Origin of the sequence: Scytonema hofmannii PCC 7110, assembly GCF_000346485.2 — a bacterium.
Lineage (GTDB): Bacteria > Cyanobacteriota > Cyanobacteriia > Cyanobacteriales > Nostocaceae > Scytonema > Scytonema hofmannii.
This window is the reverse complement of the sequence record NZ_KQ976354.1, coordinates 7,420,299-7,433,757: the sequence shown is the minus strand read 5'-3', so window position 1 is coordinate 7,433,757 and position 13,459 is coordinate 7,420,299. Positions and strand designations below refer to the sequence as shown.

The following is a 13,459-nucleotide window of genomic DNA, read 5'->3' as shown; positions in this document are numbered from 1 at the left end:
TATCATCTGAAAACCTCCGGGAGCATGGAAACCTTAATTATTACAGCAAAAGCACTCTTCTTTTCAGTTTAAACTGAAAGTCCGTCTTCCAGGAATACCTATAGCTTTACAATAAGCAATCATGTCTAAGGTTCTTGTCTCCGATCCAATCGATCAAGTTGGGGTTGATATCTTATCCCAAGTTGCTACAGTAGATGTTAAAACCGGGTTAAAGCCTGAGGAACTCATAGAAATCATTGGTGAGTACGATGCACTCATGATTCGCTCTGGAACCCGTGTCACGCAAGAAATTATTGAAGCTGGCACGCAGTTAAAAATCATTGGTCGCGCTGGTGTTGGTGTTGATAATGTTGATGTTCCTGCAGCTACGCGCAAAGGAATTGTGGTTGTCAATTCTCCTGAGGGAAATACTATCGCTGCTGCAGAACACGCACTGGCGATGATGTTATCCTTGTCCCGCCACATTCCCGATGCCAATGCTTCCGTAAAGCGCGGCGAGTGGGATCGCAAAACTTTTGTGGGTGCTGAAGTTTACAAGAAAACTTTAGGTATTGTAGGCTTGGGCAAAATTGGCTCCCATGTTGCGGCTGTTGCCAAAGCAATGGGAATGAAACTGCTAGCTTACGATCCCTTCATATCTGCAGACAGGGCAGAACAAATCGGCTGTCAATTGGTGGATCTAGACTTGTTATTACAGCAAGCAGATTACATCACCCTGCACATACCTAAAACACCAGAAACTACGCACCTAATCAACACTGAAAGATTGTCAAAGATGAAACCCAGCGCTCGTATTATTAACTGCGCTCGTGGTGGCATCATTGATGAACAAGCTTTGGCTGTTGCCATTAAAGAGGGTAAAATCTCCGGTGCTGCATTAGATGTATTTGAGAAGGAACCCTTGGGTGAATCATTCTTAAAAGCGTTGGGCAAAGAAATTGTTCTCACCCCTCATTTGGGCGCTTCTACAACAGAAGCACAAGTGAATGTGGCAATAGACGTTGCCGAACAAATTCGGGATGTGTTGTTAGGGCTACCTGCACGTTCAGCAGTGAATATCCCCGGACTTAATCCTGATGTCATAGAAGAACTCAAACCCTATATGCAGCTAGCAGAAACCTTGGGTAACCTAGTGGGACAGTTAGCTGGTGGACGGGTGGAGTTGCTTAATATCCGACTTCAAGGAGAACTTGCAACAAACAGGAGTCAGCCCTTGGTTGTGGCATCTTTAAAAGGATTGCTTTACAAAGCCCTACGGGAACGGGTAAATTACGTAAATGCAAGTATTGAGGCAAAAGAGCGTGGAATCCGGGTGATTGAAACGCGAGATGCAGCAATACAAGACTACGCTGGCTCTTTGCATTTAGAAGCGACTGGTTCTCTGGGTACTCATGCTGTAACTGGTGCTTTGTTGGGTGATGGAGAAATCAGACTCACTAACTTGGATGGTTTCCCAATTAACGTCCCCCCCAGTCAACATATGTTATTCACCTTGCACCGAGATATGCCAGGGATTATTGGCAAACTAGGTTCCCTATTGGGGAGTTTTAATGTCAATATTGCCAGTATGCAGGTAGGTCGCAAAATCGTTCGCGGTGATGCAGTCATGGTTCTCAGCCTTGACGATCCTCTACCTGATGGGATTTTGTCTGAAATTACCAAAGTCCCTGGAATTCGGGATGCGTATACAGTAACACTGTAATTAATTTTGGATTTTGGATTTTAGATTTTGGATTCTAGATTGTGGATTGTGGATTGTGGATTGTGGATTGTGGATTCTAAATTGAATCAAGAGTCAACAATTTACAGTTATATAGTCAATAGCACAAATTTAATCCTCCCAATCTAAAATCCAAAATCTAAAATCTACAATCCTATGGCAAACACCTGGTGGGAAGTACAAATTCAATGTGAACCGGCGCTAGAAGAGTCTATATTTTGGCGTTTGGAAAGTTTTGGTTGTCGTGGAACGGCTAGTGAAAAGAAAGGCAGTCATTCTTTTGTACGCAGTTATTTGCCTCAGTTCCAAGCGCATCTTCTGGATTTGGCTGCATTGTCCTTGTGGTTGCGGCAAGATGCTCTGTGTATGGAACTTCCCATACCTGTGGTGCATTTGGAGTTGATTGATGAGGAAGATTGGGCAAGTAGCTGGAAGCAATATTGGCAACCACAGGAAATTGGCGATCGCATTTTAATCAATCCTGCATGGCTACCAGTACCGGAAAATTCCGAACGTCTGATTATTCTTTTAGATCCTGGTGTAGCATTTGGTACTGGAAACCATGCTACAACTCAGTTGTGTTTAGAATCTTTAGAAATGCGTCTGAGCAGTTTACCTGAGTCTTTCACAACTGAAGAGCGGGTAAAGGAAGATGTGGTTATTGCGGATGTTGGCTGTGGTTCTGGTATCCTTTCTATAGCAGCGTTGTTACTGGGAGCAAAGAAAGCCTACGCAGTGGATACCGATCCCCTAGCAGTCAGATCGACTTTAGAAAATATCGCCATGAATGGTGTCCGCCCAGAAAGTTTAATCGTAGCGGAAGGGAGTGTAGATGTTTTAACAAAACTAGTTCCGCAACCAGTGGATGGTATTGTTTGCAATATTCTGGCAGACGTTATTATTCGATTGGCACCAGAGTTTAATGCGATCGTCAAACCCACTACTTGGGGAGTTTTCAGTGGAATTTTACTCGAGCAATCTAAAGCTGTTGCTGATGCGTTAGAGAAACATGGTTGGGTTGTAGCTACTCTTTGGAAGCGCAAAGAATGGTGTTGTTTAAACGTGCGACGATCTTGAAATTATATAGTATGACGGTTAACGGGACAATACACAACACACCTAAAATACGCGGGATGCCTGGTTCAAGTATTTTCTCTATTTATCAACCTTGCAAGATTGAGTTAAACTGCGTTGACTCAATCCATATTACAAGGTCTATAGATGTTGTTTTTATTACTTACTATTGATAATCAACTTTATGCCATAGCAAGTCAGCAGGTTGTAGAAGTCCTTCCCTTGGTGATTCTAAAAACCTTACCTCATACACCCAAATACGTTGCTGGTGTTTTTAATTACCGAGGGCGTATTGTATCAGTGCTTGACCTATGCCAGTTGATGCGCGATCGCAGTGTCAGCTATTTGAATGAGGAACTGCTGTTCCATACTCTCAGCAAAAAGGTAATGTCATGAAAGATGACCCCGATGTTAATCATTTTTCCTTGCTAGACTTATTTTGCATGGAAGTCAAGGCTCAAGTTGCCGTCATGAGTCATTGTTTATTGGCACTAGAGGGAAAACCAAATGACTCTTGCTTATGACAGGCAACCATTGGATGTTTATGAATATTATTAGTAATGCTATTGATGCATTGCAAGAGAGAAAAGAGCAAGCACAAAAACAAATCAGAATTCAAACCAAAATAGTCAATAATAATTTAATTCGAGTCATTATTAATGATAATAGACCGGGAATAGACTCTACAATACAAAATAAAATTTTTGAACCTTTTTTCACAACTAAGCCCGTCAATCAGGGAACTGGATTGGGATTAGCAATCAGCTACCAAATTATTCAAAAACATCATGGAAATCTGGATGTAAGTTCCGACGTTGGCAATGGTACAGAATTTGTCATTGAAATTCCAGTTTTACAAGACCAGGAGTCAGTGACCAGTGACCAGTGACCAGTGAGAAATTATGTAGGTCAAGATTCCCGACTTCTTTAAGAAGTAAGGAATCTAAACCTCTATAAAAAATAAAACCAAAAGAGAAAATTGCTTTTCTCACAACTGTCAGATAGCACAAGTTACAATACCGCTTGGTTAACGATAATTGAGGTGTCAGAACCTCGGTTTTTTGAAGAAACCGGGGTTCTAATTTTCGCTATCCCTTGTAGTATTGGTACCAAGTTAAAGTCTTCTCTCTTGAAAATTAATTTTCCTAAAAAACCCGATACTGACAAATAAACAATACTTTTTGAAACAATCGTTAACTAGAGCCTTGGATTGTGTTAAAAAGAGTAATATTGCTGTATTTGATTAGGAGTAAAAAGGTTCTTATCGCCAAACTCCTATCAGATCATTTTCAAGGGAAATCTACTAATTTCAAGGGGAATCTACTATGGCTCTTTTGATCAAACAGGGTAAATCTACCAATAATTTCCGAGACAACAGACGCACTGAAACTCGCGTTACGGTTTATGTTCCCAAGGATATGCACGAACAGCCCGTTATTTCCAAGCTGATCGCTCACAGTGGAGTTACGGTCAATATCGCTACCGCACAACTCCTTGGGGATGTACCGCAAAAAGGCTGTTTTGATTTGGAACTACGAGGAACAGTTTTCCAAATTGCCAGTGCCTTGACCTATCTAGATGAACTGAATTTAGAAATTAAGCATCAACCAGTTGTCGGTCAAGACGGTTGGTAATTGTAACATATTTTGGATTTTGGATTTTGGATTCTTAATCTAAAATCCAAAATCTAAAATCTAAAATCCTGTTACGCCATTTGGTTTTCGATCGCCCACCGTGCTAATTCGGTGCGATTGTGGAGATTAGTTTTGCCCAACATATTGGACACATGGCTTTCGACTGTGCGCTGGCTGACATTTAATTCTTCAGCGATTTCGCGGTTAGCTAAGCCTCGAGCCACAAATTGAACAACTTTCAGTTCAGTTGGGGTCAGCTGTACATCAAAGGGGACTTGGATGCGAGAACCATTTTCCCCTCCTTTTGCTTGGTGTTCTTTCCAGCGAATGGTCTGCTTCAGAGAAGATTCTACCTGTGCTACCAGTTCCTCTGGCTCAAAAGGCTTGACCATGTATACATCAGCACCTTTATTCAGACCTTTTACTCGGTCTGCGCTTTGTCCCTTAGCTGAAAGGAAGAGAACGGGAATCCAACTGGTGCGTTCGTTTTGCCGGACTTGTTCTACAAAAGTGTACCCGTCCATTTCCGGCATCATCACGTCACAAATGATCATGTCTGGAATATCCTGCTCCAAAATTTCCAGTGCTTCGCGACCATTTTCGGCAGTGATGACTTCATAACCCCGGAATTCCAAATAATCCTTCACCAGCAAAATGAGGTTGGGGTCATCATCAATTAATAGAAGTCGTTTGTGATCTTTCATGCTGGGTTCTTTCATAGCAGTGGCACTTGTCGCGCTTGATCCATCAAGGTCTTGAATAATAATCCTCTCCAGTGTAATAGGTTGGTGTTGTACTTTTTCCTACTTAGCTTGCTCGAGTTTTGTGGAAGTTTCAAAAGTGGAAAATGACTTTTGAAGAACTGCGGTACCAACTGGCAAAGTAAGCGTGAGGATACTTAGAGCAGTAGTAATCATAATGCGTTATTATATATCGCTTTGAATGGTGCGGGCGGAAAAACACCTAATAGATAATAATTGTTCAGAATAACCAAGGAAGTGTTACTCATTCGATGCTCCTTTGAAAATAAGCAACCGCACTTTCAATCTTATGTACTACTTTGTCATACCCTTGAGGATATTAAGCTCTTACGATAAGTTCACCAGAACTATTAGAGAAGTATCAGGCAAAGGATAGGTCAAAAAAGCATATTTTTTTACTTTATTTTGCTTTCTTGTATAGTCATGCTACCAAGTTTCATTATTTCGGAATTATTTGGAGTAATTTGGAGTAATTTGGGGTTAATCGGACTTAACCGCCACCCCAAACTACACATTTGCTCGATTTGAGCGCTCCCTTGCGGGGTATTGTTTGCCTCGACACGGCTTAAGAGCTTGTTAGTGGATTACGGTGTTGCGCTATCGTGACGTAGCCATGTTCCTTCTCCGACGCTTGAGACTGGCTAATCTCATTAAGTCATCACTCCTAAGCGGACTGAAACCCTGACGGGTAACTTTGAAACTGATTCAAAGTTGAGTCATGGCGGAGTCAGTAAGACGAATGACTTCGTTTTACTCTGGACTACTCCAGTTCACGTACTCCTCCGCATAATTACGTCAGGTTTCGCTGTGTTATACCACAGCTTATCCGAGTAATCCTCTATTATCAGTCTAAACCAAAAAACTTGCAAGAAGCTTGGTTTTTGGTCTATAGCGGCATTCAGTAACTGTCCGATCGCCAATCTTAAAATGTATCGCTGTGATTTTTGACAGTCTTAATGTTTCTACAGAATTACCTAGTGGTTTTTGTCGCTGGTGGTGGCTTATTGGTTTGTGGTGTTCGATCGCTGGATTCAATCACTGTATTGTTACTCAATTCGTGGCTCCTGATTACTGTTCTATATCAATTTTCCAGCTTTGCAAACCAATTTGCCTATATACCAATATTCGCTCTCTACCGAAAAAAACCTGAAAGTTATCAATAATTGAGTATTAGTACTTAAACAAACCTGAAAAAGCAAAGTTCGGAAACCCGTACAACAGACAATGTTGCCATATCATGCGATCTTTCGGTAAATTAGCACTCAGGAGTCGAGAGTGCTAATAAATTGGGAAAACGGTATGGCAGCAGTATCTCTTAGTGTTTCTACAGTAAAACCTCTAGGCGAACGCGTATTCGTCAAGGTCAGCGCATCGGAAGAAAAGACCGCTGGTGGTCTATACTTGCCCGACACTGCAAAAGAAAAGCCCCAAGTAGGCGAAGTCGTTGCAGTTGGTGATGGCAAACTCAAAGATGACGGTAGCCGTCAGGCATTAGACGTGAAAGTAGGAGACAAAGTCCTCTACTCCAAATACGCTGGTACCGACATCAAACTAGGTACTGACGAGTACGTACTACTTTCAGAGAAAGACATTCTAGCGATCGTGAGCTAATGGCTAATGGCTAATGGCTAATGGAGATCTAACAATTAACAATTAACTAAAGTAGAGAATCGTTCACAACTATGGCAAAGCGCATTATATACAACGAAAACGCTCGTCGTGCATTAGAAAGAGGCATGGACATTTTGGCTGAGGCAGTGGCTGTTACCCTCGGTCCTAAAGGTCGTAACGTAGTGTTAGAAAAGAAATTTGGCGCACCACAAATCATCAATGACGGTGTGACCATTGCCAAAGAAATTGAATTAGAAGACCACGTAGAAAACACTGGTGTGGCCCTAATTCGTCAAGCAGCATCCAAAACCAACGACGCTGCAGGTGACGGCACAACGACTGCGACCGTTCTAGCTCACGCAATTGTTAAAGAAGGCTTGCGTAACGTTGCTGCAGGTGCAAACGCCATTCTGCTCAAGCGTGGTATTGATAAAGCAACTAGCTTTCTAGTCGATAAAATCAAAGAACACGCTCGTCCCGTAGAAGATTCCAAAGCTATTGCTCAAGTTGGTTCAATCTCTGCTGGTAACGACGAAGAAGTCGGTCAGATGATTGCCGCAGCAATGGACAAAGTTGGTAAAGAAGGCGTGATTTCCTTGGAAGAAGGAAAATCCATGACCACCGAATTGGAAATCACCGAAGGGATGCGCTTTGACAAAGGCTACATCTCTCCTTACTTCGCAACCGATCCAGAACGGATGGAAGCAGTATTCGATGAGCCTTTCATCCTGTTAACCGACAAGAAAATTGCTTTAGTACAAGACCTAGTACCCGTTCTAGAGCAAGTTGCGCGTGCAGGTCGTCCGTTGGTCATCATCGCCGAAGACATTGAGAAAGAAGCATTAGCAACCTTGGTTGTTAACCGCCTGCGTGGTGTACTCAACGTAGCAGCAGTTAAAGCACCTGGATTTGGCGATCGCCGTAAATCCATGTTAGAAGATATCGCCATCCTCACTGATGGTCAAGTGATTACCGAAGACGCTGGTTTGAAGTTAGACAACACCAAACTGGATGCTTTAGGTAAAGCACGCCGCATCACCATCACCAAAGACAACACCACCATAGTTGCTGAAGGTAACGAAGCTGCAGTCAAAGCTCGTATCGATCAGATTCGCCGTCAAATCGAAGAAACCGAATCTTCCTACGACAAAGAGAAACTGCAAGAGCGTTTAGCTAAGTTAGCAGGTGGCGTTGCCGTTATAAAAGTAGGCGCTGCTACCGAAACCGAAATGAAGGACAAGAAACTGCGCTTGGAAGACGCTATCAACGCGACCAAAGCTGCTGTTGAAGAAGGTATTGTTCCTGGCGGTGGTACAACACTCGCTCACCTTGCTCCTCAACTTGAAGAATGGGCAAATGGTAACCTCAAGGGTGAAGAGTTGACTGGTGCGTTAATTGTTTCTCGTGCTTTGACAGCTCCTCTAAAGCGCATTGCTGAAAACGCGGGTCAGAATGGTGCTGTTATTGCTGAGCGAGTGAAAGAGAAAGATTTCAACATCGGTTACGATGCTGCTAGAAACGAGTTTGTCAACTTGTTAGATGCTGGTATCGTTGACCCAGCTAAGGTAACTCGTTCTGCGCTACAAAACGCTGCATCTATTGCTGGTATGGTGTTGACCACCGAGTGTATCGTAGTTGATAAGCCCGAACCTAAAGATGGTGCTCCTGCTGGCGCTGGCGCTGGTATGGGCGGTGGCGACTTCGATTACTAAGAAAAAGGTTCGTAGTTGCGCTGTCTTCGCCAATAAAGATTTTTGTAGGGTGGGCATTGCCCACCATTTTTTATTTCTTTATGAACCGCAGAGGCACAGAGAACACAGAGGAAGAGGAGAGGATGTTTTAAAAGTATGGGGCAAATAGAATTCGCTACTATACAAACGCTCGTCCGCCTGCGCGGACTCAAGAAATTAAGTTCTAGAAGCTTTTACATTGTCAATCGTAGTTAGTACTAAACAGACTCCCACACAGCTTACTTTGGTTGCCATACGACGTGCGATCGCTTCGCCAACAATCCTGCGAATCGTTCTGCTTCAGCTAGGGTACTTAGTCCCGCTAAATCCCCAAAAGCGCTTTAATCTTGCTTGTTTTGTAGCTTCTGATGAATAGCAGCCTCAATTTTTGCGTCGAAATCAGGATCTCCTAGTTTCGCAATAACCCTAGCACCCCTTCTACGCCGCTCTAAATATGCTTGGAATGCAGCTTCATCCTCACGGTGCTCAAGGAAGTACCGTTTCAGTTCGCGATCGGACATAGCAGCATAATTAACTTGGCTCATTAAAACACCTCTCCTTCTTGAGTAATTTCAATTTCTTCATTGTGTCCTGCCAAAATGAAAAGATTACCAGTTCGCCTATCAATACAAATTAAGTAAATAGGCTGTAATGTAAAATATGTGAGGTAATAGCCAAGCCGATATAAACTTTCTAACTGAGCACGGGTAGGCATTTGTGGAGTAAAAATTTCATATAATACTAGCATATTTAAATAATAAGGAAAATAGAGGAGTGGGTGGTTTCAGGAGAAGATTGGACTGTGCCAGAGATGGCGTGTAATAAAATACCTAAATATTGGGGATCGGGACAAGCCAATAAAAAGAAACCAGGATGGCGCTGGCAAGATCCAACAAATCAAGGGAATGGTGTCAGAATTGATGAAGGAAATCCAAATAACAGCCATTTATCACAACAAGTTGACCATGTAGTTGTCAGAAGAAATGGTCAAGTTATCGGGAGAAATGGACAGCCAATTGCAGGAAGTATCAAAACTAATCCTACAGAAGCTCATATTCCTCTCAATGAATGGCTACAATGGAAAACCTGGTATGAACCGTAGAATAGGAGATTTTTTATGGTGCAATATCCTAAGATGAGAGGAGAATTATTAGAAACTCTTCGCAGTTTAGCAAGTAGGGAATACCAACAGAAAGCCTGGATTAACCATAATTATCCAGCAGGAGTTCTTTACGATAGCTTTGATGAAGTAGTACATTTTCTCTTTGATGATACGATTTTGGCAGAAAACCCAAATGCAGCAATTGGAGTGATACTTGAAAACGACAAAGAAGCTCGTTTGATTGCAGCAGTTTGTACTGCTATAAAGCAAGTTTTTGAGGCACATGGAACAGAAATGTCAGACGAAGAGTACATCAATTCTTCTAAATGGACAAATGTTGTAGAGGCTGCATCTATGGCTTTGCATCTAATAACAAATGAACAACTAAGTAGTTCAGTTTGATTGGTAAGTATCCTTTTGGACATCTTATGGCTTACAAAGAGGAGATTGACGCCAAGAGGCTCTATGCTAAAGAAAAATTACCCAAACAAATGCATATGAGTTCGCTACTTCGGCAGTATTTTGATCAGAAGTATGAATCACATTATGTATTAGATGATTATATTATCTTGGCAAAAAAAGCAGAAATCATTGGTGAATCAACCTAATTATCAAACCATGGCACAATCTGTAAATGGGTGGCATGGCAAACTTGACTTAGTGTATGCTCAGTGTCAAGGTAAAACAACACTCATTCACAATCAAAACATAGCACCACTGAAGGTGCAACGCCCATTTTATCCAGAAGGACAAGAAATTTGTCACAGTGTAATCTTACATACGGCTGGGGGTGTTGTAGGTGGCGATCGCCTCTCTTACAAAGTCCATCTCCAACCCAAAGCCCAAGCACTTATCACAACAGCAGCAGCTAGTAAAATTTATCGCAGTAACGGCGCACAAGCAAGGCAAAATATTGATATTCAAGTGGATGCAGGTGCTTCTTTGGAGTGGCTACCTCAAGAAACAATCGTTTTTAACGGTGCAATATATCGACAAGATTTGCGGGTAGAATTAGCTACGGGAGCTAATTGGATAGGCTGGGAAATCACGCGATTTGGAAGGAGTGCTAGAGGAGAAAAATTTTGCCTTGGAGAGTGGCGATCGCATACGGAAGTTTGGCAGATGGGAGTTCCTTTATGGATTGACAGGCAATGGTTACCGGGTAGTGAAGATGTTTTTCACAGCCCTCATGGCTTGGCAGGGCAACCAGTGACTGGTAGTCTGGTATATATTGGGCAAGAAGTTTCACAAGAATTGGTACACAAAGCACGTACCCTTTTCTTATCCCCCACTCCCCACTCCCTACTCCCCACTCCCTCAGTAGGTGTGACTCGTCTGTCATGTGGACTATTGTGTCGATACCGTGGTTCTGGAACAACGGAGGTGAGAAACTGGTTTACGAGTGCGTGGCAATTGTTGCGTCAATCTGTGTTAACTCGTGGTGGTTGTGTACCAAGAGTTTGGTTTGTTTGAACCTTACTAGGCGCTGAGGATACAGAGTAGAGAATTTTTGTCAAGTGTATACCGTAGTGAATTATTGAGGAGATACCTTATTTTTATAAGCTATCTTTCGGTTTTTGTCAGCTTTGGTATGGTTAGGGTCAAGTTTGAGGGCTTGGTTGTAGTCAGCAATGGCGCGATCGTAGTCCTTTAAATTGCTGTAAGCCCACCCTCGGTTGTTGTAAGCATCGGTGTAGTTAGGGTCAAATTGGAGGGCTTGGTTGTAGTCAGCAATGGCACGCTCGTAGTCTTTCAAATCGTTGTAAGCAATTCCTCGATTGTTGTAAGCTATAGCATAGTTAGGATCAAGTTTGAGGACTTGGTTGTAGTCAGCAATGGCGCGTTCGTAGTCTTTCAAATTTTTGTAAGCAATTCCTCGGTTGTTGTAAGCATCGATGTAGTTAGGGTCAAGTTTGAGGGCTTGGTTGTAGTCAGCAATGGCGCGTTCGTAGTCTTTCAAATTTTTGTAAGCAATTCCTCGGTTGTTGTAAGCTATGGCATAGTTAGGGTCAAGTTTGAGGGCTTGGTTATAGTCAGCGATGGCGCGTTCGTAGTCTTTCAAATCGCTGTAAGCAATTCCTCGATTGTTGTAAGCTTTGGTATAGTTAGGGTCAAGTTTGAGGGCTTGGTTATAGTCAGCAATGGCGCGATCGTAGTCTTTCAAATCTTTGTAAGCTTTCCCTCGGTTGTAGTAAGCTATGACATAATTAGGGTTCAGTTGAATAGCTCGGTTGTAGCGAGCAATAGCGCGATCGTAGTTCTTTTGCTCGTAGTACACAAGCCCTGCTTTTAATTCAGTAACGGAGTCTTCCCGATTAAGGTTAGAGGTTTGACTTACAGGTTGTTCGCTCAGGTGCGGATCGTTAGACGCGTTGATGTTCCGGTTATATAAGCTAAACCCTGCTAACCCCATTATGAGAATTATACTACCTGTAACTAATTTGTTTTTAGTAAGTTGATTAAAGGAATTAACGCTGAGACTAAGAGCAGTAGGAGTAGGATTAGACGCTGAAGAAGTCGGCTGTTTATCATTTGAATAATTCGGTCTAAACTCCTGACTACAGTTGAGTTGTACGGCAATTTCACTTAAAAAAGTACCATATGTTCCTTTATGAAAAATAGGAACTAGTTCTTTACAACAAAGCTTACAAAGAGCTTCTTGATCGCCTATTTCATTTAAATACCTAATGAGGAGTAGAAAAAAGTCAGAATCCGAAGAATCTCTTAAAAACGAAAGTCGCTTGGGATCAATTCCAATGCTAAAACATAGTGCTTCTCGTGTTCTTGATTGTTGGCTGCGGAGCAAAAGGTTTATTAATGTATCTACATCAGATTCACTTAAAAAGTTTTGTTGAAACATATTTTTAACTTCTCACCTTATTATAATTTATTTTTGATTTAATATTTTCCAAATCAGCCGAGTACTTGCCTCTTTTAAAGACAATGTCAAGTTCGGAGCAGATTTTACAAAGTGCTTGTTTGTCACCTATCCCATGCAAATAGCTAATTAGCTCTAAGGCAAAGTCAGCATCGGTAGATTGCCTTAAAAATCCAAGTTGATTTGGTTCAATTCCAATTTTTATACAAAGAGCTTTTCGTGCCGAATATTCTGCACGTCCACTACGTATTAAGAGTGTTGTCAGTAATTCTCTATCAGAGTCGTTTAGCTCCCAATCTAACTCAGAAACTGCTTCATTGGGGACTGGAGGCTGGTTTTTAGATCCATTGAAAGGCTTCTTCTTGAGAGTTGGAGTTAGTTGCTCCGGAATACCTGCTAACCGAATTGCAGCACAACCAAATTTGTGAGCGAATTCGACAGGTCGCCCTGCTCCTAGAGCATCGTAAAAGCCCACAGCAAATTCAATTGCTGCTCTATCTCCGATAGCCTTGCTCATACCAATTACATAATTAATGTGTTGAGCGATCGCATTTGCTTGTATCTCTGAGTAACAGCCATTAAGAACAACACACTCAATCTGCTCTGCAAATAGCTCAAACAATCCTGCTAGAGCTTCTCCATCAACTAGCTTTGCGGAACCTGTTTCGTCTTCAAATACAAGACCTTCATCTCCCATCCCATGTCCGGAAAAATGAATAATCTGTGGATTGTGATCCAGCATTGCTCGCTGAATATCTCTTGGTTGCACCGCCCATTTCTGCTCTAAGACAAACTGCTCGCGGTGTTTGGCTCGCTGCAATCCAGCATTGATTTCACGCACCTCCTCATCTAAACGCAGTGGTGTTATGCCTTTAGGATTTGCTGCTAAAATCAAGATTTTTTGATGCATAAACTAATTAGCTCCAGTTATGTTAAATTGAAAAATTTT

The 13,459-nt window shown here is 42.1% G+C and carries 17 protein-coding genes; 12 read left to right on the top strand and 5 right to left on the bottom strand.

Annotated elements, in window-relative coordinates:
- Window positions 1-121: 121 nt before the first annotated feature.
- The 6 genes from serA to WA1_RS31130 all read left to right on the top strand — a co-directional run bounded on the left by serA (window position 122) and on the right by WA1_RS31130 (window position 4,428).
- Complete coding sequence (gene serA / locus WA1_RS31150) at window positions 122-1,702, top strand: phosphoglycerate dehydrogenase (protein ID WP_017740391.1); 1,581 nt, start codon at window positions 122-124, stop codon at window positions 1,700-1,702.
- Between the two features lie 174 nt (window positions 1,703-1,876).
- Entirely contained in the window at window positions 1,877-2,797 is a 921-nt protein-coding gene (gene prmA, locus WA1_RS31145; protein ID WP_017740392.1) for a 50S ribosomal protein L11 methyltransferase, read from the top strand.
- 144 nt (window positions 2,798-2,941) lie between these two features.
- On the top strand, window positions 2,942-3,190 hold the full coding sequence (locus WA1_RS31140; RefSeq protein ID WP_017740393.1) for a chemotaxis protein CheW: 249 nt from the start codon (window positions 2,942-2,944) through the stop codon (window positions 3,188-3,190).
- Entirely contained in the window at window positions 3,187-3,318 is a 132-nt protein-coding gene (locus tag WA1_RS60440; protein ID WP_017740394.1) for a hypothetical protein, read from the top strand. Before WA1_RS31140 ends, WA1_RS60440 begins: the two co-directional genes overlap by 4 nt.
- A complete protein-coding gene (locus WA1_RS31135) occupies window positions 3,315-3,683 on the top strand; it encodes a sensor histidine kinase (RefSeq protein WP_017740395.1) in 369 nt (122 codons plus the stop codon). Before WA1_RS60440 ends, WA1_RS31135 begins: the two co-directional genes overlap by 4 nt.
- Window positions 3,684-4,119: 436 nt before the next feature.
- Window positions 4,120-4,428 (top strand): NIL domain-containing protein, encoded by a 309-nt coding sequence (locus WA1_RS31130; protein WP_017740396.1) that lies wholly within the window; start codon window positions 4,120-4,122, stop codon window positions 4,426-4,428.
- Window positions 4,429-4,499: 71 nt separating this feature from the next.
- Here the strand turns inward: WA1_RS31130 and WA1_RS31125 are convergent, their stop codons facing one another.
- A complete protein-coding gene (locus WA1_RS31125; RefSeq protein WP_017740397.1) occupies window positions 4,500-5,147 on the bottom strand; it encodes a response regulator transcription factor in 648 nt (215 codons plus the stop codon).
- Window positions 5,148-6,488: 1,341 nt separating this feature from the next.
- Here WA1_RS31125 and groES point away from each other — a divergent pair.
- Together groES and groL are read left to right on the top strand one after the other, a co-directional pair.
- The gene (groES, locus tag WA1_RS31115) at window positions 6,489-6,800 is read left to right on the top strand and encodes a co-chaperone GroES (RefSeq protein ID WP_026134353.1); all 312 of its coding nucleotides are present in this window, start codon (window positions 6,489-6,491) and stop codon (window positions 6,798-6,800) included.
- 71 nt (window positions 6,801-6,871) lie between these two features.
- Entirely contained in the window at window positions 6,872-8,512 is a 1,641-nt protein-coding gene (gene groL / locus WA1_RS31110; protein WP_017740400.1) for a chaperonin GroEL, read from the top strand.
- 359 nt (window positions 8,513-8,871) lie between these two features.
- Here groL and WA1_RS31105 read toward each other — a convergent pair whose 3' ends face one another.
- Window positions 8,872-9,075 carry a DUF6887 family protein gene (locus WA1_RS31105; RefSeq protein WP_017740401.1) on the bottom strand — a complete coding sequence of 68 codons (204 nt, stop codon included), beginning with the start codon at window positions 9,073-9,075 and terminating at the stop codon, window positions 8,872-8,874.
- Window positions 9,075-9,278: a DUF6888 family protein gene (locus WA1_RS31100; protein ID WP_017740402.1), complete on the bottom strand. Its 204-nt coding sequence runs from the start codon at window positions 9,276-9,278 to the stop codon at window positions 9,075-9,077. The genes WA1_RS31105 and WA1_RS31100 overlap by 1 nt, the downstream gene beginning before the upstream one ends.
- 30 nt (window positions 9,279-9,308) lie before the next feature.
- Here WA1_RS31100 and WA1_RS31095 point away from each other — a divergent pair, with 30 nt between their 5' ends.
- The 4 genes from WA1_RS31095 to WA1_RS31080 are packed head-to-tail and all read left to right on the top strand — an operon-like array spanning window position 9,309 to window position 11,105.
- Complete coding sequence (locus WA1_RS31095; protein WP_017740403.1) at window positions 9,309-9,632, top strand: hypothetical protein; 324 nt, start codon at window positions 9,309-9,311, stop codon at window positions 9,630-9,632.
- A 15-nt stretch (window positions 9,633-9,647) separates the two neighbouring features.
- A complete protein-coding gene (locus WA1_RS31090; protein ID WP_017740404.1) occupies window positions 9,648-10,034 on the top strand; it encodes an SCO4402 family protein in 387 nt (128 codons plus the stop codon).
- 26 nt (window positions 10,035-10,060) lie between these two features.
- Entirely contained in the window at window positions 10,061-10,240 is a 180-nt protein-coding gene (locus WA1_RS31085; protein WP_148662798.1) for a hypothetical protein, read from the top strand.
- A 10-nt stretch (window positions 10,241-10,250) separates the two neighbouring features.
- On the top strand, window positions 10,251-11,105 hold the full coding sequence (locus WA1_RS31080; protein WP_026134354.1) for an urease accessory protein UreD: 855 nt from the start codon (window positions 10,251-10,253) through the stop codon (window positions 11,103-11,105).
- A 61-nt stretch (window positions 11,106-11,166) separates the two neighbouring features.
- Here WA1_RS31080 and WA1_RS31075 read toward each other — a convergent pair whose 3' ends face one another.
- Window positions 11,167-12,492, bottom strand: coding sequence for a tetratricopeptide repeat protein (locus WA1_RS31075; protein ID WP_017740407.1), 1,326 nt, complete (start codon window positions 12,490-12,492; stop codon window positions 11,167-11,169).
- A gap of 4 nt (window positions 12,493-12,496) precedes the next feature.
- The gene (locus tag WA1_RS31070; RefSeq protein WP_017740408.1) at window positions 12,497-13,420 is read right to left on the bottom strand and encodes a CHAT domain-containing protein; all 924 of its coding nucleotides are present in this window, start codon (window positions 13,418-13,420) and stop codon (window positions 12,497-12,499) included.
- Between the last annotated feature and the right edge of the window lie 39 nt (window positions 13,421-13,459).